This is a genomic window from Niallia sp. FSL W8-0177, assembly GCF_038006285.1.
GTDB lineage: Bacteria > Bacillota > Bacilli > Bacillales > Cytobacillaceae > Niallia > Niallia circulans_A.
Window position 1 is genome coordinate 4,538,538 of record NZ_JBBOUX010000001.1, and the last position, 22,768, is coordinate 4,561,305.

The following is a 22,768-nucleotide window of genomic DNA, read 5'->3' on the forward strand; positions in this document are numbered from 1 at the left end:
AAAAAAATTATTAGCTTTTTAGAGAAATCTCCTTCTATTAGTGTTTGTTTATAGAGGGAGGTTAGTTGAAAAAGAATTAAGTAGTGGATGTTATTTTTAGTTATTTCATTAAAAACACAATTCCTTGAAAAATGAGGAATATTTAATAGGGGATATTCTTTATGTAGGACCGAAGACTGAGGTCAATTTAAGACCTCAGGGGTGTAGAAAAAACAAATAAACATTGTTAATATTTACCTATAAATTAAATTTACAGTTGATGTCCATGGGAGTGAATATTTATTCAGATTAAATAAGGAAATACACCAAGAAACCTTCAATGAACTTAGAATTACTAAATCGAGTATTTCAAATATTTTTAAGGAGAATTGTTTATGTTTAAAAGATTTTTTATGGTTGTTTTAACTTTAATAATAGCCGTTGGGACAGTTTTACTAGTTGCAAAACATCCAACAGGTCCTAATACTATTTCATATGATGAACCAATAGTTTTGTGGATATCTATTGGAATCATCATAATACTTTTTTTACCACCTTTGATATTATCGCTATTTAGTAATCTTGTTGCGAGAGTGATATCGGCTGTGTATCAAGCATTTGTATTTATTTCATTTTTAGTAATTATACCAATCGGATTCTTTACCTCTAATAATATTGTGGTAAGTGTTATTGCAATTTTAGGAGCTTTAGTTAGTATAGGTAGTGTTGCTGTAACCTTAATAACTAAATCAAAAAGAGAAATCAATATTTGATTTTTTTAAACCACAAACGGGTGCGATTCAAGTATATAAATTGGACCTTTATTCTATATTTGGGAGTAAATTATGCAGCAACATAGTTTGATAAAAGTGATGGAGTATATTGTAAAAAAATGTACTTTAAGTAAAAGGGGTTTCCTTAAATAAAGGGAAGCCCTTTTATTGTGTCGCTATAGGTGCAGGTTAGTTTAAAAAAGATTCCTAAATGCGATACAGAATGTCATTATCTTATTAGAGATGATAAAAGGAGAATTATGATGGCAACTATCCTATGACTTTTTAAAAATTTAAAATCCTTATTCCCCAAATGGGAGAAGTGTGTCATTTTTTAAAAGTATTAGGACGTGCTATATAACTGAATACTCATCTCTTTAAGTGCGTCCTCATTAAAAGGAGGATAAACATGAAGCCTTTAAATGGAAAGGTAGCTATAGTAACTGGAGCAAGTCGATCAACGGGTATCGGAGCAGCCATTTGTCTCTCTCTTGCAAAAGCAGGTGCGGATATATTCTTTACGCATTGGTCTAAATTTGATGAGAAAGAGGGAAATGGAATAGAAGTCGGTTTCCCGACCATGTTAAGTGAAAAGATAAAAAGTTTTGGGGTAAGATCAGAACATATATCATTAGATTTGAGCTTAGATGAATCTCCAACAAAACTGTTAGAAGCAGTTGAAGAAACTCTTGGAACAGCTTGTATTTTAGTTAATAATGCAACCTATGAATCTCCATCAAATTTTCGTGAATTGAATACAAAAATGTTGGATAAACATTATAAAGTAAATAATAGCGGTACCTTGATGTTATCAGTTGAGTTTGCTAAAAAATATGAAAAAGTATTTAGAACTAAAAAAGATGGCCGAATTATAAATCTTGTTTCTGGTGGACCTGATCCTAATAATTTGGCATATATTGCTACAAAAGGAATGATTATTGCGATAACTGAACCATTATCCGTAGCACTTGCGCCTATTGGAATTACGGTGAATTCCATTAATCTAGGGCCAACTGATTCAGGTTGGATAAATGAAGATATAAAGGACTATTTATTAGCCCAGTTTCCAACTGGTCGTCTTGGAAAACCCGAAGACGTAGCAAAAGTGATAACATTTATAGCTAGTGATGATTCTTATTGGTTAACTGGCCAAACCATACGGTGTGAAGGCGGATTTTTAGGTAAATAATTATTCGAGAAGAGATTGCTTCTATTAAGCAATCTCTTTATTGGAATAAATAATCAAAATTTGAAAACCCTTTCTTTTCGGTTGTTTATTTGGTAAAATTTACATTAGAGATGTAAAGAAAGGGGAATCTATATTATTCATGTGGAAAACTTTGAAATGATTAGTTAATTGGATAAAGACAAATGCGATTCTTTCCTATTAAGTAAGGATAGGTAGGTTTATTTGTCTATCAGTAATCATTCAAGGGATTCATATGGTGTGGACAATTAAATTCCCATTACCTAGACAGATACCTTTGTATATCTGTTTTTATTATGGGTAAAAATACATCTCTATTGACACAATGATTGAAATCCCTATATTTGTGGGGGGATTATTATGACAAATGAGTACGAAAAGGAAGAAGTGCTAACGGGTGGGAATATTTCAGACGTATATCGCTCTGGAAATACAGTTCGACGAGATATAAAGCCAGGTAGTGAAAAAATTCATAAGTTATTGAAGCATCTTGAAAACAAAGGTTTTGGTTATGCACCAAGGTTCTTAGGAATTGATGAGAAGAATAGAGAGATATTAACGTATATTGAGGGGGAAGCAGGTAATTATCCTCTGAAAAAATATATGTGGTCCGATAATGTATTAAAAGAAATAGCGAATATGCTCCGTCTTTATCATGATGCTGTAAGTGATTTCTCTTTATTAAATGAATGGGAACCAATGGATAATACTCCCGACAGTATAGAAGTTGTATGCCATAATGACTTTGCTGTATACAACATTATTTTTAAGGGTGAAAAACCAGTGGGTATCATTGATTTTGATGTTGCAGCTCCTGGTCCAAGACTTTGGGATATAGCTTATACTCTTTACACATGTGTTCCTTTAAGCAGACTTTGGCATACCGAGAAGGGTGAGGCTGTACATTATAATCCAGTTAAAGATGCTAATCGTATTAAACAAAGAGTTAAATTGTTTTTTGAATGCTATGATGTTGAAAATTTAGAAAAAGACTTTTTAGAAATGGTAATTCTACGAGTTGAAGGATTATGTAAATATATGATTAAAAGAGCAGGAGAAGGAGAGGTTGCTTTTCAAAAGATGCTGGATGAAGGCCAACTTGAGCACTATCAAAAGGAACTTCAATTTATTCATGAGCATGGAAAAGAGTGGGTTTAAAGTGCCAAAAGAATAAATCTTAAGTTAAGGGGTTGAAGTTGCAATTCTATTAGGTCAGCATTCCTGAATTAAAATGGTATAAAATATAGAGGTGAGTGCAGTGGACAGTTAATTTCTATTTGTTTTATATAAAAACCTTTTAAATTTTGAATAGAAAGGTGTACTTATTTATGAATACAAAGTTATTAATTGTAGAAGGACTAATTGGATTTGGGAAATCTACTACTGCAAATTTACTTTACGATATTCTAACTGAAAAAAATATAGAAGTTGAGTTGTTCCTTGAAGGAAATTTAGACCATCCTGCTGACTATGATGGTGTATCTTGTTTTACTAGGAAGGAATTCGATTTAATTTTAAAGAAAAGTGGAAATTTAGAAAAGATATTCAAAGATAAAGTAATGAAGAAGGGAGAAAATTATTTATTACCATATCGAAAAATAAAAAATGAACATGGCCAAGAGTTCTCTGATGAATTGTTAAACATGGTGTTTAAGAATGATCTATATGAATTACCGTTTGATAAAAACGTGGAATTAATTACTGAAAAATGGACTGATTTTGCAAAAATTGCGAAAAAAGACAATAAAGTTTATATCTTTGAATGTTGTTTTATACAAAATCCACTTACTATCGGAATGGTGAAATTTGGAGTTCAAAAAGAAAAAGTCATAAACTACGTAATGAGACTTGCTAAAATTATAGAGGCTTTAAATCCAATCTTAATATATATAGAACAAGATAACCTTGAATTTTCATTTAAGAAAGCATTAAAAGAAAGAACATCTGATTGGTCTACAGGAATTATTAATTATTACACTAACCAAGGCCATGGTAAAGAACATAAGCTTTCTGGTATAGAGGGAGCAATGAAAGTTCTTGAAGCTAGAAGAAATATAGAGTTAGAAATATTTGAAATGTTAAAAATGAAAAAAGTAAAAATGAATAATACTAAATACGAAATCGGCTCATATAGGTCAAGTTTAAAAGATAAATTAACATTACAAATTATGAATTAGCTATTTACCTAACTTGTGCGATGCCTTTTTAAGGCCTCGCTTTTATGTACACATCAAGTAACAGATTGTGAAGAAATGTACTTAAAGTAACGGAGGCTGTTAGTTGAATAAGAAGTCTAGGAATAATCAAACTTTATTATAAAAAATCTAACAAAGTTATTAATAGAAAAACCATTTTGAACAATCTTTATTCAAAATGGTTTTTTGGCAATATTATTTATGTTTAACAAAGTCCATTACGTAGCGAATGTATTTATCATCTCTTGCAAGCCATACGCCATAATTTCGGCGCAGGAAGATTTCTCCTTGTAGGAAGGTAGAGAAGGTTTGTGGAAGCTTTGTTTTTTTATGGTTAATTGCCCACTGGTTTTTGCTCACTTGATAAAGGAAGAATACCTCATCTTGTTTGTTTTCAAATAAAGTCCCAAGCGGAGAGTCTTTTTTATTGTATTCATTCTTTTTCGGGTCTTCTCTTAAAGGCTCTAACGCAAAGGTTTCTAAGCAATAATTTTGGTATGCTTTATCGGTTAAGTTGCAGCCGGATGCCTTTACATGACCTCCCCCGCCGTATACGCCCGCCACTTTTGATACATCTACATGATCATGAATTGTGCGGAATCCAAGTTTTTTTCCACCAATATTAACAATTGCTATGTAATCTAAATGAGGATATTCCTTGCCAAGCTCATTCCCCAATTCAGAATGGTATTGCTCTGCATAGACAACGCCTGCATACAAACCGTCAATTTCCTTTTGGACAAGTTCACGACGTTTCCGACGGATGTAACGGTCAATTTTCTTTTCTTCCATATCTAGAATCTGTGTTTCTAGCTCATCAAAGTAGAAATGATCACTTTCCTTTAATCGTGTAACCATTTTTTCTACAAATTCATCAAATGAAATAAGATAGAAAAGTGCATTTAAACGTTGTGCTTCTAAATTATTGTTTCTTTCCCAATCCCATGTATCATATTGTCTTACCAACTCCACGAATTCTGATATTGCTGGAGAGGGAGTCATGTATTCATGTTTTACAAGGTATTCATATAATAAAGACGTGGCACTAGTCAAGGTTCCATCCTCATCTTGAACAGACACAAATCCCCATTCAAAATCATTTAAATGAAGAGCTGTTTTATGATGGTCGATCAGTTGTACCTTGCCACCTTTTTTATAATAGTCATCTAATCGAATCGTATTTTCTTCATTGACAGAAAGATCGGTAATAAAGAGAAAAGTGTCTTCCGTTTTTTGATCTAAGAACTTTTCTACTTCTTGGTTGAGAAAAGATACGGAATTATAACGCACCTCTACGTCTTCTCCGAATGCGAGTTTTGCAATAATGCCGCAGCCAACTCCATCTAGGTCATTATGCGATAATAGTTTGTACATTTTTTTCACCCCTGCCCAATAGTATAATCTAATATGAAAAAAATAGAACCGATTACGGCTAATTTCTTTTTGAAAAACACATCCTTACAAAGAAAAAAGGTGTCTCAGATAGGTTGTGCACCATATGTGAGACAGCCTTTTTGAATGGTTATTTCAATCCAATGGATACTTTTTCGCCGTCTATTTGAAGTTCTTTCATTTCTGTTATTCTTTCGAAAAGAAGCTCCTGGAGAATAACTCCTTTATGAATAAGAGAATGATATTCCATGATCGTGTGTTGGAAAGTGATTGAACAGTCGATATATAAATCAATTTTCTTATCGACTGGCAAGTTCTTTTCTTTCCGCAAATCTTGGACGGAACGAATGAGTTCTCTAATGTTCCCCTCCTTTTTTAATGCTTCTGATATGGTTGTATCAAGCATTACGGTGAAATTCTTAGAGGAGGCCTCATGATATCCCGGTAGATTTGTCTTTCTTTGGAGAAGTATTTCTTCCCCTGTTAAGGTAATACATTCTTTACTTTCTAGTTGGAAAGTTAAATATCCTTTATTTCTAAATAAATTTATCTCTTCTTCTGTTGCAGCTTGTAATTTATCTTTTATAAATTTAACACTTTTTCCTAGTTTTGGCCCTGCCTTTTTAAAATCAAGCTTTAAAGAATATTGAACATAATCTTCTTGTGAATCTATCCAGTTAATCCTTTTCACATTTAGTTCTTCTTTTATGATAGATTCAAACTGTAAAAAATCAGTATTCTGGTTACTATTGTTCGAGAAAATCAATAATGTAGCCAAAGGTTGTTTGGTTTTTATTTGAAACCGATGACGAAGATTTCTTCCAAGCTCAACCACTTCTTTTACTTTCTCCATTTGTTCTTCTAATTGCTTATTCACCCTTTCAGAGTTTTTGGAAGGAAAGTTAGTTAAATGAACGCTTTTCCCTGTTAAGGCAAGATGAATACTTTCAGATGTAAAGGGAATAAAGGAAGCTAACAACTGTGATGAATGAATTAACACACTATATAAGGTTTGAAAAGCAGAAAGTTTGTCATCTGACATTCCCCTACTCCAAAATCGCTCGCGATTTCTGCGAATATACCAATTACTTATATCATCCATTAATGCAGCGATTTTTCTGGCGGCATTGGTTAATTGATATTGTTCCATCTCCGTTTGGACAATCATCGAAGTCGTTTCTAAGCGAGAAAGAATCCAGCGATCCATAATTGGGAGGTTATTAGCTCTTGGTAAATTCGGATCAAAATGATCTATTTCAGCGTATATAGAATAGAAATGAAATAAACTTAAGAATGTATCAATAATTTTTGATTTTGCCTCTTGGACATTTTTTTCTGAGAATCTCTTTTGATTCCATGGAGCACTGTCTGCCACAAGCGCCCACCGTAGTGCATCTGCGCCATATGTTTGGATAAGCTCAACAGGGTCTAATGCATTGCCTTTGCTTTTAGACATTTTTTGTCCTTGTTCATCTAGTACATGCCCTGTTGCTACCACATTTTTATATGGTGCTTTGCCGGAATAAAGGACGGAAACAGCTAACAGCGAATAAAACCATCCTCTTGTTTGATCGATTCCTTCCACAACTACATCTGCAGGGAACTGCTGTTGAAATATGCCGCTATTCTCAAATGGTGTATGATATTGGGCAAATGGCATGGAGCCACTATCAAACCATACGTCGATCACTTCTGGTGTTCGATGCATTTCCCCCCTGCATGAGGGACAAGTTAAGATTAGTTCATCTACATACGGTTTGTGCAATTCTAAATGGTCAAAAGGATTCTTCGTATATTTTTTTAGCTGTGCTATGCTTTTAGGAGCTATTTCTGTTTGGCAGCAAGTACATTGCCATACGTTTAGTGGAGTTCCCCAATAGCGGTTTCGGCTTATATTCCAATCGACTAATCCCTCAAGGAAATTTCCAAAACGGCCATCTTTTATATGCTCAGGATACCAGTTTACCTCTTGATTTTTCGCGATCAGCATTTCCTTTGCTGCGGTTGTTTTGATAAACCAGCTTTCTGTTGCGTAATACAAAAGGGGTGTGTCACAGCGCCAGCAATGAGGGTAAGAATGTTCATATTTTTCTTTATGGAATAACAGTCCCTTTTGATGAAGCATTTTGATTATCTCGACATCCGCTTTTCCATCTTTTACAAAGGTGCCTGCTAAAGGGGTAATGGCTTCTTTATATCTTCCTCTTTCATCCACCACATGGACAAAAGAAAGGTCGTTCGCTTGCACAAGATGATAATCATCTTCGCCATAAGCTGGGGCAATATGGACAATTCCAGTTCCACTGTCACTTGTGACGAAATCACCATGATGAATAGTATGACCTTTCTCCACTTGCACGTAAGAAAATGGTGCTATATAGGAAAGTCCGAGTAAGTCTTCCCCTTTTAATTGTTCGATCACTTCTCCCTCTGTACCAAATACTGCCTGTAATCTATTTTTAGCGATGATAAATACATCGTCCTCCATTTTAACCTTTACATAGTCCAAGTCTTTATGAACTGCTAATGCAACATTTGCTGGTAATGTCCACGGAGTTGTTGTCCAGCCTAGTACATATTCATTCTCCTTTGAAGCAAGCTTGAATTTGACGGTAGCACTTAAATCTTTTACATCTTTATAACCTTGAGCCACCTCATGTGAGCTTAAGGAGGTCTGACAGCTAGGGCAATATGGAGAAACACGATGCCCTTTATACAGCCAGCCCTTCTCATGAATGGTACCAAGGATATTCCAAACAGATTCAATATAATCATTACTCATGGTCATATAAGGATCATCCATATCAACCCAATAGCCTAGTTCTTTTGTAAATGTGCGCCATTGTTGTTCATAGGAGAATACGCTAGCTTTACATTGTTCAATAAAAGGAATCACGCCATACTCTTCGATTTCTTGTTTTCCGGAAATACCGAGTGCCCTTTCTACGCCTAATTCCACTGGTAGCCCGTGCGTATCCCAGCCCGCTTTGCGAATGACTTGTTTGCCGTTCATTGTTTGAAATCTGGCGATGATATCCTTGATCGTTCTACCTAACGCATGCCCGACATGTGGAAGTCCATTGGCTGTTGGCGGTCCTTCATAAAATACAAAGGGTTCTTTATTTTCGCGCTGTTCAATTGATTTTTGAAAAATTTGCTTTTCTTCCCAAAAAGCGAGAATTCTTTCTTCGCGGCCTCTGTCTGTTTCTTTTGGTGTTTCCATCCATATCCCTCCATATTAATCAGTAAACATTCCAGTATAGAAAGATATTTTCCGGAAATAAAAAACACCCGTCCCTATGTAGGGACGAGTGTATTATTTATAACCCGCGTTACCACCCAAATTCTGCTTGGCAAAAGCAAACAGCGCTTAGTCAACGTACTATCATACGTGTTCCCTTTAACGGTGGAAATCCGTCAAGACTTACTAACTGCTCGGGTTCTGCCTTGCATCTCAGAGATGATTTTTCCGGTTTGCTTTCCTTACTGGCTTCCACCATACCCAGCTCGCTAAAAGGAATACAAAACGTACTTTTTCTCTTCATCGATTTCTATGAATTGGAATGTTTTGTATAGGATAGCACTTTTAAATGGGAAACTCAAGAGACGGTAACCTAATTTAAGATAAAAAAATAAAACATAGTGGGAGAAATACAGCCACAAAACTGTCATAGTATCGAGACTGGGATTTTGTTAGAATGATAGGTAGTGATTGAATAGGTTTGAAAGGGAGTAGAGACATGAAGAAAGTATTAAATATAGCTTTTTTTTATGCGATTTTAGGATTGGTTAGTGGTGTTTACTATAGAGAATTTACGAAAATGAGAGATTTTACAGGTGAGACCCAGCTCTCCGTGGTGCATACTCATTCGTTTGCTTTAGGAATGATGATTATGTTAATCGTCTATCTATTCTGTTATACAATGAAAATCCATACACTCAAAAACTTTGATGTATTCTTTTATTTTTACAATATTGGAGTGCTTTCTACTATTACGCTAATGATTATTAGAGGAACGCTGCAAGTGCTTGAGTTTGATTTATCAAGTGGGTTAGATTCTGCTATTTCGGGAATCGCGGGCCTAGGTCATATTGCCGTTACCATCGGATTAGTGCTGTTTTTTCTTTTGTTGAAAAAAAACCACCACGAAAATATTCGGACGAAGTAGACAAGAGCGTTTTTTCGAAGCTTATTGAGAGCAGCAGCTTCGGAAAAACGCTAGATTAATTTAATATGCCGGCTTGTTTAGGAGGTCATTTCTATAATGGGATAGCGCAAGTAATGGAAAAATATGATTATAACTATGATAGTAAATATAGAATTGAGTAGGTAAGCCGATTCCTGTTGGATAAGTAATGGCATGGTTCTCCCTTTTTTCTTCTAATAAATATTGTATGCCCCTTTTTACTTCACTGCTTGCTCCTTCTCCTGCTGCGATTAAAGCATCGACAGCCCAAGCTGTTTGTGATTCCGTGCTAAACGGTAGCGGCACATACGTTAGTTTTTCACAGCTTTGACAGGATTCTCCCCATCCGCCATTTGAATGTTGAATTCTCTTCAGCCAAGTGACTGCCTTTTTGATTGTTGGATGATTTAAAGACATACCAACAGCTGTTAAACCTGTAAGGGCAGCCCATGTACCGTAAATATAACAGACCCCCCATCTGCCATACCAAGAGCCATTTTTCTCTTGATTATCGATTAACCAGTCTACAGCCAGTTTTATATGAGGATGTGTATAACGCAGATGTGCAAAATTACCTAAGTATTCTAGAACTCTTCCTGTTAAGTCAGCGGTAGATGGATCTACTGCTGCATCTTTGGCGTTTTCAATAGGAACGAGTTTGAGTATTTCCCAATCCGTATTTTTTTCAAAGGCGCCCCACCCGCCATCTCTGTTTTGCATGGACAGCAAATAGTTTGTGCCCTTTAGCCAAGCTTGATGAACAGTTGGATTTTTTGCAGTAGCGGCGGTTAAGGCACGTAGAACAGCTGAGGTATCATCATTATCTGGATTATTAGTGTTGATGTCAGAAAATCCCCATCCGCCGGGTTCTGCACGAGGATTATGAACCTGCCAATCACCTTTTTTTGTATGTTGTTTTGTTAGAAGATATTTCGTTGCTTTTTTTAACGGAATAGATTCTGAAGACATGCCCGCTTGTTGTAATGTATAGCTAATTAACCCTGTATCCCAAACGGTGCTGGTAGAATTTTCTAGGTGGCTGATTTCCCCTCTTTTATCAATAAGAGAGGAGAGACCAGAAACTGCTTTGTTAATAACAGGTGAGTCTTTCTTATAGCCAAGGGCAAGCAGGGCATAGATCATAAAGAAAGTGGCACTGGCATAACTGTAAAGCGTTCCATCTTCTTCAAGTCGATCCAGCATATATTTTTCACCATATTGAAACCCTAAATGGTGAAGATAGGCTGGGAATTTGCCGATTCTTTTCATTTCTTTCCACAGGAAGGTAAGGGGTGACCGCTCATTTTCTAGGTATTCGTAAGAGGGATAAAGAGCCATATCTCTTACAAATAAATCATCTAGCTTTGCTTTTGGCTGAAGGGTAAATTTTTTATTGGATGCTATTAACATAGGAATGAAGTGAATCCGGGCATAGGCACTGAATTGGTAGAAGTTAATAGGCTGAAACGTTGGCATCAATAAAAATGTTATCGGAATGTATATCATATGGGACCATGGGTATAAACCATTGACGGAAAGCATCCATTTTATCATAAAATGAGCTTTCGCTAAACCGCCATTTTTTATAATAAATGATCTTGCCTTCTTCATCTGCTTATCGTCTTTCGTATAATGGCCAGAGTATAGAAGGGCAGTATATGCAATAATGGTTGCTGATAAATGACCATTTGGCTCATCCCGATATGCCTTCCAATACCCTTCTTTCTCCTGGGTTGTACGCAGTGTTTTAGTCAAAAGACGGATGTTTTCTTCTTCGGTTTCGATATTTAAAGCTCTAATCGTAATGATATAAAAAGCATCTGTCATTAAGCTGCCTTGAAAACGGAATCGAAAAGATCCATCTCGCTGTTGATGTTCAACAAGTTTCTTTATCCGTCTATGTTGCTCTTTTTCAACTATTTCGATAATTGTATTCAATAAAGTCACCTCAACTTTAAGATCGTATTAGTAAACTTTATGCATCAAAAGGAAAATCATATTCAGAAATATTTATATTTTCTTTTTTTAGTGGTTGAAATTGAAAAGATAGAGGACTATAATAAAACATAATTTAATGGAGCGAACATGTTGAGCAGAAGGAGTAGCCTAAGTAACTTTTTCAAAAGAGAGCAGTCGGCAGCTGAAAAGATTGTGTAAAAGCCTTTGGTGAAGACATCTGTGAGTGTTACTTTGAACATTGTATAAACAATTAGTAGGGGTAACCGGCCATCACCGTTATGATACAAGTGGTTTTTTTTAAAGAACAATTTGGGTGGTACCGCGGATAATCCGTCCCTTTTATAGGGGCGGTTTTTTGTTGTTTTTTTTCTAAATTACAAGATAAGCATCATGACCGTTTTCTGCTATCGTTTTTTGTTTCAAATATACAGAGCAAGAAGATAGAGCTTTTCTTATAAGGAGGTGAGTACCATGGATGATGATGATGATAACGATATGAATCAAAAAAAATTACTGATTTTAGGAGGAACAACGATATGGAATCTTCAAAAAGGGTACTCATCTCTGAATGCGAACAGTATGTTGGAAAGGAAGTAGTATTAAAGGGCTGGGTAAAGAAAATCCGTCAGCTTGGAAAAGTTGGTTTCTTGTTATTGAGAGATCGCACGGGAACGATTCAATGTGTCCTTGAGCAAGAGCAGAATCAACTGAAGATAGAGACAGAAAGTGTTGTTCGGGTGGCTGGAGTTCTTGTTGATACGGAAAAAACAGCAAATGGAGTAGAGCTTCAAGTAAGGGAATTAACGATTCTAGCGGAAGCTGGCCCGTTGCCATTCGAAATTAATAAGAACCAAGTAAAGGTAGGATTAGATCATGTATTAAACCACCGAGTTCTATCATTAAGACATGAGGAAATAAATGCAATTTTTACGATTCAATCTATGTTTGTAAAAGGTTTTACAGAGTTCCTAACTACCGAAGGCTTTACGCGAATTTTTACACCGAAAATTGTTTCACAGGGAGCAGAAGGCGGGGCTAATGTTTTTACCTTTAACTATTTTGAGAAGCATGCTTATTTAGCGCAATCCCCTCAATTTTATAAACAAATGATGGTGGGCGCTGGGTTTGAACGAGTGTTTGAAATTGCACCTGTATATAGGGCAGAAGAGCATAATTCATCTAGACACTTAAATGAATATATTTCCCTAGATGTTGAAATCGGTTTTATTGACAACGTGGAAGAAGTAATGGAGATCGAAAGGCAGGTTCTTCAATATACTTTCCAGTATGTAAAGGAGCATTGTCCAAACCAGTTAGATTTATTAAAGGTCGAAATACCGGAATTGAATAATATACCAAAAATGACATTAGAGGAGGCACAGCAGCTATTAAAGGATAAGTATCAGAAGAGCTCTCCTGAAGGGGATTTAAATACAGAAGGAGAAAAATATATTGGAAGGTATATAAAAGATAAGTATGGAAGCGATTTTGTATTTATAACAAACTATCCAAGAACTACGAGACCAATGTATACAATGCCAAATAAAGAAAATCCAGCTTTAACTGATTCCTTTGACCTTTTATATAAAGGCAGTGAAATTACTTCAGGTGGACAGAGGATTCATTGTCAAACGGAACTGATAGAGTCTTTTAAGGAGAAAGGACTAAATCCAAGTGAGTTTACAGCCTATATCGATTCCTTCGCTTATGGAATGCCACCACACGGAGGATTTGGAATTGGCTTAGAACGTATCATCATGAAGTTTCTAAATTTAGGAAACATCCGCGAAGCAAGTGCTTTTCCAAGAGACTGTGACAGACTTATTCCTTAGAAGGAGATTGTAGAACTAGTACTAGACGTAAATAAAATTTGCTCTTTACTCGTACATTCGTTGATTGATTTGGAAATATTTTACGTCCCAAATAGAACGACATTACGAATAGGGGCAAATCTTATTTACAAGGGTAAATGAGAAAAGAAGGAGCTATTCATAAAAAATTTGGACAATTTGGTAAAGAGGGGTTTCTTTTCCTTCTAGAAAAGGTATATAAAAAGGAGCTAGATTATATATACATAATGGAGGGGGAAGCGCATGCATGATGAAGTAGAATTAGTGCTTGATGCTAAAGCAGAGCTAGGGGAAGGCCCATGCTGGGATTTCAGGAATAATCTCTTATATTGGGTAGATATTGAAGGGAAAAAAGTACATATGTATAACCATATCTCTGGTAAGCATAAACAAATTCAACTCGAACGCGAAGTATCAGCCATTATCCCTTGTAGTAAAAAAGATACGGAATTTATTGTTACATTAGATAACGGTTTTCATCTTTTAAATATAGAAACAGGACAGCTAGAATTCATGACGGATCCAGAGAAGGAATTAACACGAAATCGATTTAATGATGGCAAGTGCGATGCTAAAGGGCGATTGTGGGCAGGAACGATGAGCAGGGAGGATAAGAAAGAGGCAGCCCTTTATTGTGTCGGAAAAGATGGCAGGTGCAAGGAGAAGATGAGTGATTTAACTATTTCAAATGGAATGGCATGGACAAGTGATAATAAATACTTTTACCATATTGATACACCTACCCAAATTATCACTCAATATGAATATGAATTAGAAACAGGAGAGCTAGGGAGGGCAAAACAGATTATTGATTTTTCTGAGGAAGAAGGATTTCCAGATGGCATGACGATTGATAGCGCAGGAATGCTATGGGTTGCTCATTATGGTGGAGGAAAAGTGTCGAGATGGAATCCCGATAATGGTGAAAAATTAGAGGAAATACTTTTGCCAGTCCCAAATGTGACTTCTTGTACATTCGGGGGGAAAAAGCTGGATGAATTATATATAACCACAGCACGATCTGGTTTAGATGATGAGAAGTTAAATGAGCATCCACAATCAGGAGGACTATTCAAAGTGAAGTTAGGTATAAAAGGCGTCAAGACTTACTTATATCAGAACTGAAGCTTACTAGTTTATAAGGACGATTACGTTTTAATAAGAAAAGAGAGGGCAAAAAGATATGCCACTCTCTTATTTTGTTATTTAACTACTAAAAAGGGGCATTTGGCTCTTTTTAAGCTAGTTTGACTGCTTCTTCCGTTGCTCTTAAGGAGTTTTTCGAACCATCAATTGTTAAAAGAATAGTAGAATACATCGTTTACGCCCCTTTTCTGATTTAGTGATCAGATACTTTTGCATTGGGGTTTTGAAATACAGTAAGCTTATCCACTATCTTTTGACTAGCGGAATTTAACCCTGTCATTATTACTGTATTCTGGTTTTCTTTTAACTTTAAAGCGATTTTATCAATCGCACCAACTGCAGAATCATCCCAAACATGAGAATGGGTAAAGTCGATGGAAATTTGTTTGTTGGTAATGGAAGTATCAAATGCTTTAATAAAGCTGTCAACAGATGCGAAGAATAATTGACCTTCCACTGCATAGTGCTCTTCATTCGTTCTTTCTTGCCTATGCACCTTAACATGGGAAATCTTCGCTGCGAAAAAGACCGCACTTAACAGAACTCCAGCAATGACGCCAAGGGATAAATTATCGGTTGCAACCACAATAATGACTGTCACAAGCATGACTAGGGCATCTGCCTTTGGTGCATTCACGAGATATTTGAAGGAAGACCAGTCAAAGGTGCCGATACAAACCATAATCATAATGCCGACTAATACTGGCATTGGAATCTGTACAACGAGACTGCCTAATACCATAATCAAAAACATAAGAAAGACACCGGCAACAAAGGTAGATAATCTGCCTCTTCCTCCCGATTTTACATTAATGACAGATTGACCAATCATTGCACAGCCAGCCATACCGCCGAAGAATCCTGTCACAATATTAGCGATTCCCTGCCCTCTTGCTTCTCTATTTTTATTGCTTTCTGTATCGGTTGCATCATCTACGATAGAAGATGTTAATAAGGATTCCAGTAGGCCGACAATAGATAAAGCCAATGCATAAGGAAAAATAATCGCTAATGTTTCAAAAGAAAACGGCACATTTGGAAGAAAGAACGTTGGTAAGGACTGTGTAATTTTTCCCAAATCACCAACAGTAGCAACATTAACATTTCCAAAAATAGCAACAGCCGTTAAAATAATAATAGCGATCAGCGGTGCTGGAATTACCTTTATAAATCTTGGCAAGATATATACAATTAATAATGTGATAATAACAAATAAATAAGTTATAGTTGTTACGTTAATAAGATGTGGAACTTGAGCCATAAAAATAAGGATGGCTAAAGCATTAACAAAGCCAATCATCACGGCTCTTGGAATAAACTTCATCAGCTTGGCAATTTTCAAAATGCCAAAAATGATCTGAATAATACCAGTTAGAATCGTAGCAGCAAATAAATATTCCAATCCATAATCTCTGACTAATGGTCCCATTAATAGTGCCATTGCTCCTGTAGCAGCTGAAATCATCCCAGGTCTTCCACCTGTAAACGAAATAACTACAGCCATTGTAAAGGAAGCATATAATCCGATCATCGGATCTACTCCAGCGATAATAGAAAAGGCAATTGCCTCTGGTATTAGCGCTAAGGCAACAACCATTCCTGATAAAATATCCCCGCGGATATTTGAAAACCATTCCCTTTTTATCTTTTCAATCAAATGATTCACCTCAATATTAGTCTTCTGTTTCCTAAAGGTAGTCTATCATGTTTATTCCCAAAAAGGAATATGTTTTGGGAAAGTTTTTACAAGGTCTTCATTTCTGTCTATAATAGGGAGAAGAGATAACGTTGGAGGCAATGAAGATGAAATATGGCTATATTCGCCCTACCATCGCAGATATTCACTGCGAGCAGCAGTTTAAAATACTAAAACCTATATGTGAGCAAGTGTATAAAGAAGAACACGATTCGGCAAAAAATAGAACAAAGCTATTGGAATTGTTGTCGTGTCTTTCCAAGGGAGACAAGATTGTGGTGGTGCAATTATTCGCGATTGCAGACTCGAGTAGACATCTGATGGAGATATTAGATATTCTTGAGAAGAAAGGTGCCTATTTACAGACGATTAAGGAAGAGATTGATACAGAAAGAACAAAAGAATATTCATTGTCCGAAATGCTGTCCCATTTAATAGAATTCCAGAATGAAATTATTCGCGAAAGAACCAAAAAAGGGATGGAGTATGCGAAACAGCATGGGAAAACAAGTGGCAGACCTAGAAAAGCCGATGAGAATGTAAAAAAAGCAATCGAGATGTATCAGTCAAAAAAATATACCTTGAAAGATATAAAAGAAGAAACAGGGATAAGTAAGTCTACTTTATATAGGTATTTGGAGAATTAGTTGTGAAGTTACTTTAATAGGAAAGGCGGGGATTTTACAATCTAAGAGAAAAAGCAGCAGGTTCCAGTAAACAAGGTTGGGACATAACAAAATAATTAATGGATAAAGACGAACAATCTCTAAATTAGTGGTGAAACCAATTCGTTCCATTGCGCTACAGACACTCCCTTTCCGCGGGGAGCAACCTAAGCCTCCTCGGCTTCAGAACGAGGAGGCTTGGCGCTCGCCCCATGGAAAGCGAAGTGTATTCAGTCTGCGGGTGATTACCACAAACCATTTTTCTTAAAATAAATAAAAACCCCAAACAATTATACGAATATTTTCTAATATGTACATATAATTGTTCGGGGGTATATTGGGTTGAAATACTTATGTCTCACTCTTTTTTTACTTATTTTGTTTTTAGCAACTGTTTAACCATGTTACCTAAAGAGCTTTCTCCCATAAACGGAGCCAGTTTCGCTAGGAATTCTGGAGAAAGCCTGTTAGGGTCAATGCGAGCTAGTAATCGTTCGATCGCCTCTTCCTCTAAAAAAGGTGCCAGCTCAGAAAGCTCCTTTAATTCTATGTCACCATCTACTGCTTTATCCACCAGCGTATTTAATGTTTCTTCTCCTATAAATGGGACCATCTTTTGGATGAAAGTCCAGCTTCCTCTTCCACCTGCAATCAAAATCAATTGATCAATGGTTTCTTCTTCTAAAAAGGGGGCTAATGGCAGAATCTTTTCCTCATTTAAAGGATTCTTCATTTCTTGTAAAACAAGCGCACTTAGAGCTGTGTCGCTTACGAATGGAGCCATTTCCGTAATGAACCTCCATGTTATCTTGCCTGTGCTTACTTTTAGGAGCATATCATTCAAGTATTCTTCCTCTAAGAATGGCGCTAGATCCAATAACTCCATTGGTTCAGTGGATTTATTAAGTAACTGATCAGCTATTGTGTTTAATGTATGTGCAGACACAAAAGGGGCAATACGCTGTATCAGCTTACAATCGATTGCTTTTTTCGCTGCTTCAATAACTATTTCATCTAATGCTTCTGTTTGTAAAAAGGGGGCTAGGTGGACGATGGAATCTACATCCCAAACATTGGTATTCATCTTTTTTGATACTTTACTAAGCTGACTAGATTTAATAATAGGAGCGATATCGACAAGCTCATTTACTTGTGCGGATCCTGAATTGATTAAATGAGCAACTTCTTCTGGTTTATCCTCCGATAAATGCTGCACGATTTTTCCTAACTGTTTAGAATGATCCATTTTATCAACCCCTGCATTCATTAAGAGGTCAATAGATACATCAAATACATGTGCAATAACAGGAATGGTTGTAATATCTGGAAGGGACTCGCCTCTTTCCCATTTTGATATCGCTTGATGACTAATATTTAATTTATCTGCTAACTCTACTTGGGTAAGATCTTTTTCTTTTCTTAGTTTAGATATATAAGCACCAATTTTTCGTGAATCAATCATCGTATCATCTCCTCTATTTTTCCAGTGCGCACTGTCTACTTCGATACTAGCATACATATCGAAGTGTGCCTATCAACGGTTGGTTGAATGTTCGAAAAATAACGATTCTACTGGTAGTAGAATTAGCTGTTTGCAATTATAGATGATGGATCTGTCTTTCCGAGATACATAACAAAAATTAATACCTATTTAGAAACTAAAAAAGTCCACAACGAGTATCAAAACTCCTTGTGGACTATTAAAATCTTATACTAGTACGCCTTCTTTATATTCTTTTGTTAAGGTTGGCCAGTATTCTTTATTTGCTTCAATTAAATCATCAAGGACTGCTTTAGCTACTTTAGCTGATGGTAAAGTTTTATTTAAAGTGAAAGCCTGTAATGCCTTTTCGTAGGAGCCTTCCACAATTGCTTCAACTAAGATCTTTTCAGATGCTAATTGCTGGTCAATCATTGCTTTATAGAAGTAAGGGATATCTCCCACAAATTCAGGCTTAGGACCGTCACTTGTAATAAGTGCAGGCACTTCAATCATTGCATCAGCAGGCAGGTTTGGAATCGTGCCATTGTTTTCTACCATAACTAAATATCTTTTTCCTGAATTTTGCGCAAGTGATACGGTTACATCTACAATAAATGTTCCATGTACACCAACCGCGAAGGAGTCTTCTAAAATACCAGTCTCTTCATATTTCTTCACTGTTTCAAATAGAGTTTTTTCACGACCATCCATTACTTCATTCGCACGGGTATATTCTTTATTAGAAGTTTCGACAATATGATCTGGGAACAGATAGTATTGTAAATACGGGTTTGGCAGATATTCTGGAAAATGATCCATGATTAGTTTAATGTTCTTAAAGGTTTTAATCCAAGAAGAATCGGCATGACGATAGTCAATTTTAGAAATATCTTCTGTCAGTAAACCGTATTTATAGACATGCTCGCGAATCTCTGGCAATCTTTCCACACCATCCACTTTAATGCTTGTAAACCAGCCAAAGTGGTTTAAACCGAAATAGTCTACTTCTAATTCTTCTCTTTCTACTCCAAGGATTGCGGCAATATTACGCATAGTTGCTACCGGCATATCGCAAATATTTAGGACTCTTGAATTTGGTCGTAATTTGCGTACTCCTTCTGCCACAATGGATGCTGGGTTAGAGTAGTTTACAATCCATGCAGTTTCTTTCGCATATTTTTCTACATAATCGATTAATTCGATCATAGGTGCAATCGTTCTAAGTCCATAAGCTAATCCGCCAGGACCACAGGTTTCTTGTCCGACTACGTTATGGGAAAGAGGGATTTTTTCATCGAGTTCACGCATCGCATATTTTCCAACTCTCATTTGGGCAAAGACAAAGTCTACATCCTCAAATGCTGTTTGTGGATCTGTTGTATCAATCACTTTAATTTTATCTGTATATTCCTCAATAACAGCTTTAGCGGCCACAACTACTTTTGCTTGTCTTTCTCCGTCAATATCGTAGAAACGGATTTCAGATAGAGGCAGATCCTCTAGACGGTCCATAAGACTACGGATAATTCCTGGTGTATAAGTGCTTCCTCCACCTGCAACTGCTAATTTAAATGTTTTCATCTTAAATACCTCCTAATTGTTGGTCAACTTGGTCTCGAACTGATTTCACATTTAAGCCATAAACAACTTGAACATTATTACCAGACTTGATAATGCCTTTTGAGCCGGTTTGTTTTAATGTTTGTTCATCTACTACAGTTGGATCCTTCAAAATTAAGCGCAATCTTGTATAGCAATTATCGACATTTTCAATATTCGCTTTTCCACCTAATGCATTGACAATAGTTGCACCTAAAGCAGAAGGGGAGTCATTTCTTGCAGTACCCGGTGCTGCTGCTTCTGCATTTGCTGTCTCACTTGTTGCTGTAACTGTATCCTCTTCGCGACCTGGTGTTTTTAAATTTAATTTAAGAATCAAGAAGCGGAAAAGTAGGAAATAGATAGCTGCCATTAATAGTCCTACTAAGATAAACATTGGCCAGTTTGATTTCGTCGTACCAAGCGGCAAGTTATATAGCAGGAAGTCAATAAAGCCATTAGCGCCAATCGCATGAACATGAAAGATACTTAAGAGCATCATTCCCACACCTGAAAGTACAGCATGTAACACAAACAAGATTGGTGCTGTGAACAGAAAGGCAAATTCTAATGGTTCTGTTACTCCTAGTAAAAAGGAAGTAAAGGCTGCCGGAAGAAGAATGGCTTTTGCGATTGTTTTCTTCTTTTTATCTGCTGTTACATACATGGCTAAAGCTGCACCCATCAGGCCAAACATTTTACTTAGGCCACGAGCATCCCAGTTAACGGTACTGCTTAGTACTTTAATGCTTGAGTCTGCCATTTCAGCAAAGTAGATATTTCTCGCTCCGTAGATAATTTCGTTTCCAATATGGGCTACTCCACCTAGTTCTGTATATAGGAATGGAGTATAGACTAAGTGATGAAGACCGGTCGGGATTAAGATTCTTTCTAAGAATCCATAAATAAGTAATCCAAATACTCCTAAATTTTTAATGCCGCTTGCAACAGCTGTAATGCCATCTTGTACAAATGGCCAAAATTCTGCAGCAATCGCTCCTAAAATCATGGCACTAGGAATGGCTAAAATAGCAACAAAGCGATGTCCTGAGTAAATGGCCATAACCCCTTTGAATTCTGTGTCACAGTACTTATTGTGCAAGATACCAACTAGAGCACCGAGAAGAATTCCGGAGAAAACCCCCATTTCTAATACCTGAACATTTAATACCATTGCTTGACCAGCTAGCTGCATTTCCTCTGGTGCTACTAAGCTTCCAGTCAGACTTAACACTTGATGCATGGCATTTATGAAAATAACGAAGGTAACTAGCCCAGTTAAGGCAGCATATCCTTTATCTTTTTTAGCTAAGCCAATCGGAATGCCGACAGCAAAGATTAAAGCAAGGTTTTGTAAAATCGATACAGCAGAAGAAGAAATAAATTTCCCTGTATTTTGGATATATGGATGTTCTAGAAACGGGATATATTGTGCTAAGTTTCCGTTTCCGAAAACATTTCCAAATGCGATAAATAATCCGATAATCGGTAGAATGAGAATTGGTGCGAATAAGGATTTCCCGAATAGCTGAAGACCATTTACGACCTTTTTCATCTATAAAACCTCCCTTGGTGGTAAGCGTTATCATATCTTTTAATATCCAAAGTATATAATTGAACATATAATTTTGAAAGGGGTTGCAATCATTGTGTACTATGTCTTTCAATCCTGTAACATGTTACACGTTATGAAGGAAAGGAAAATGGACGAAATAGAGAGGATGTTCTCCCAAGCATCCTCTTTTAGCCGTTATTAAGGAAAGGCTTTAGTATTCTTTAATAATTCCTCTTTTAATCGCAATAATTAAGAGTAAATCAATAAGCATAAACATATTGGATTCATAGGAGGTTACCTCAAATTCTTGTTGAGATTCAATTGTAGGATCAAGGACAGTAAAGACAATATCAGCAATTTTGGCTGTTGAACTTTTATTATTTCCGGTGAATAGTATCGTTTTTACGCCTTTATCCTTGGCAATTTTTACTTTCTCTAGCACTTTAGCTGTTTCGCCAGAACGGGAAAAAGCGATGAGTAACTTGTACTTTTGAATATTATTGAGAAAAATGGCACGACTGTCACTTGTAGTTGTATTGGAAACGTAATAACCAAATAACTCTAATTTCTTGGCAAAATAGCTAGAAAAAAGAGTGGAAAAGCCTGCGCCGTAAAAATAAATCATTTTATTTTCATTGATTTGAGATAAGAACTGTTCAATGGTTGTCTCATCTAGAGAATCGATTGTTTGTTTATAATTACGCTTAAAGGAGGATACCGCCTCTATTAATGGTTGATGAATACTATCTACATATTCCACTTCTTGATCAAGCATCTTTGTTACTTTTAAATTTAGATTGTAAATGAATTCACTATACCCACTAAAACCAAGTTTTTTACAAAGGCGGATAATGGTTGCAGTTGATACGAAGAGATTATTAGCCGCTGATCGGATACTTAACGTTTCTCCGGCTAACTTTTTCTCTATCAGAAACTGAATAATATCTTTTTCTGCTTCGGTTAAGTTTTTGTCATTAGCATAATCAAGAAAAAGCATATCTGAATTTTTCAAATCTATCATCATTCCTTGTTCTTATTTTCATCTAGTATGGATTCTTTTATTATAAATGAATTATGTTTTT

At 36.1% G+C, this 22,768-nt stretch carries 16 protein-coding genes and 2 other annotated features; of the genes, 8 read left to right on the plus strand and 8 right to left on the minus strand.

The window, feature by feature from the left end; translation table 11 throughout:
- Window positions 1-374: 374 nt before the first annotated feature.
- The 4 genes from NST77_RS22185 (at window position 375) to NST77_RS22200 (ending at window position 4,136) form a co-directional block, all read left to right on the plus strand.
- Window positions 375-752, plus strand: a complete 378-nt coding sequence (locus NST77_RS22185) for a hypothetical protein (protein WP_095331226.1) — start codon at window positions 375-377, stop codon at window positions 750-752.
- Between the two features lie 409 nt (window positions 753-1,161).
- Window positions 1,162-1,941, plus strand: a complete 780-nt coding sequence (locus tag NST77_RS22190) for an SDR family oxidoreductase (protein WP_341123569.1) — start codon at window positions 1,162-1,164, stop codon at window positions 1,939-1,941.
- Between the two features lie 378 nt (window positions 1,942-2,319).
- Window positions 2,320-3,117, plus strand: a complete 798-nt coding sequence (locus tag NST77_RS22195) for a phosphotransferase (protein ID WP_095331222.1) — start codon at window positions 2,320-2,322, stop codon at window positions 3,115-3,117.
- A gap of 170 nt (window positions 3,118-3,287) precedes the next feature.
- Window positions 3,288-4,136 carry a hypothetical protein gene (locus tag NST77_RS22200; protein ID WP_095331220.1) on the plus strand — a complete coding sequence of 283 codons (849 nt, stop codon included), beginning with the start codon at window positions 3,288-3,290 and terminating at the stop codon, window positions 4,134-4,136.
- 213 nt (window positions 4,137-4,349) lie between these two features.
- Here the strand turns inward: NST77_RS22200 and NST77_RS22205 are convergent, their stop codons facing one another.
- A complete protein-coding gene (locus NST77_RS22205) occupies window positions 4,350-5,528 on the minus strand; it encodes a DHH family phosphoesterase (RefSeq protein ID WP_095257953.1) in 1,179 nt (392 codons plus the stop codon).
- 148 nt (window positions 5,529-5,676) lie between these two features.
- On the minus strand, window positions 5,677-8,769 hold the full coding sequence (ileS, locus tag NST77_RS22210; RefSeq protein WP_341123570.1) for an isoleucine--tRNA ligase: 3,093 nt from the start codon (window positions 8,767-8,769) through the stop codon (window positions 5,677-5,679).
- 77 nt (window positions 8,770-8,846) lie between these two features.
- Window positions 8,847-9,100 (minus strand) — a binding site (T-box leader).
- A gap of 186 nt (window positions 9,101-9,286) precedes the next feature.
- Here ileS and NST77_RS22215 point away from each other — a divergent pair.
- Window positions 9,287-9,715, plus strand: coding sequence for a DUF2871 domain-containing protein (locus tag NST77_RS22215; RefSeq protein ID WP_047944678.1), 429 nt, complete (start codon window positions 9,287-9,289; stop codon window positions 9,713-9,715).
- A 60-nt stretch (window positions 9,716-9,775) separates the two neighbouring features.
- Here NST77_RS22215 and shc read toward each other — a convergent pair whose 3' ends face one another.
- Window positions 9,776-11,671 carry a squalene--hopene cyclase gene (gene shc, locus NST77_RS22220; RefSeq protein ID WP_341123571.1) on the minus strand — a complete coding sequence of 632 codons (1,896 nt, stop codon included), beginning with the start codon at window positions 11,669-11,671 and terminating at the stop codon, window positions 9,776-9,778.
- 141 nt (window positions 11,672-11,812) lie between these two features.
- Window positions 11,813-12,033, plus strand: a binding site (T-box leader).
- Between the two features lie 195 nt (window positions 12,034-12,228).
- Here shc and aspS point away from each other — a divergent pair.
- Both aspS and NST77_RS22230 read left to right on the plus strand, forming a co-directional pair.
- A complete protein-coding gene (gene aspS, locus NST77_RS22225) occupies window positions 12,229-13,524 on the plus strand; it encodes an aspartate--tRNA(Asn) ligase (RefSeq protein WP_095331214.1) in 1,296 nt (431 codons plus the stop codon).
- Window positions 13,525-13,785: 261 nt separating this feature from the next.
- Window positions 13,786-14,667: an SMP-30/gluconolactonase/LRE family protein gene (locus NST77_RS22230; RefSeq protein WP_095331212.1), complete on the plus strand. Its 882-nt coding sequence runs from the start codon at window positions 13,786-13,788 to the stop codon at window positions 14,665-14,667.
- Between the two features lie 214 nt (window positions 14,668-14,881).
- On the opposite strand, the gene NST77_RS22235 is transcribed toward NST77_RS22230, so the two are convergent.
- Window positions 14,882-16,345 carry a SulP family inorganic anion transporter gene (locus tag NST77_RS22235; protein WP_341123573.1) on the minus strand — a complete coding sequence of 488 codons (1,464 nt, stop codon included), beginning with the start codon at window positions 16,343-16,345 and terminating at the stop codon, window positions 14,882-14,884.
- 146 nt (window positions 16,346-16,491) lie between these two features.
- On the opposite strand from NST77_RS22235, the gene NST77_RS22240 reads away from it, so the two are divergent.
- Window positions 16,492-17,031 carry a recombinase family protein gene (locus NST77_RS22240; RefSeq protein WP_095331208.1) on the plus strand — a complete coding sequence of 180 codons (540 nt, stop codon included), beginning with the start codon at window positions 16,492-16,494 and terminating at the stop codon, window positions 17,029-17,031.
- 391 nt (window positions 17,032-17,422) lie between these two features.
- On the opposite strand, the gene NST77_RS22245 is transcribed toward NST77_RS22240, so the two are convergent.
- The 4 genes from NST77_RS22245 to NST77_RS22260 form a co-directional block, all read right to left on the minus strand.
- A complete protein-coding gene (locus tag NST77_RS22245; RefSeq protein WP_341123574.1) occupies window positions 17,423-18,511 on the minus strand; it encodes a helix-turn-helix domain-containing protein in 1,089 nt (362 codons plus the stop codon).
- A gap of 246 nt (window positions 18,512-18,757) precedes the next feature.
- A complete protein-coding gene (locus tag NST77_RS22250; protein WP_123260083.1) occupies window positions 18,758-20,113 on the minus strand; it encodes a 6-phospho-alpha-glucosidase in 1,356 nt (451 codons plus the stop codon).
- A 1-nt stretch (window position 20,114) separates the two neighbouring features.
- Window positions 20,115-21,686, minus strand: coding sequence for a PTS transporter subunit EIIC (locus tag NST77_RS22255; protein WP_123260082.1), 1,572 nt, complete (start codon window positions 21,684-21,686; stop codon window positions 20,115-20,117).
- A 211-nt stretch (window positions 21,687-21,897) separates the two neighbouring features.
- Complete coding sequence (locus NST77_RS22260; protein WP_235850289.1) at window positions 21,898-22,707, minus strand: MurR/RpiR family transcriptional regulator; 810 nt, start codon at window positions 22,705-22,707, stop codon at window positions 21,898-21,900.
- Window positions 22,708-22,768: the final 61 nt, after the last annotated feature.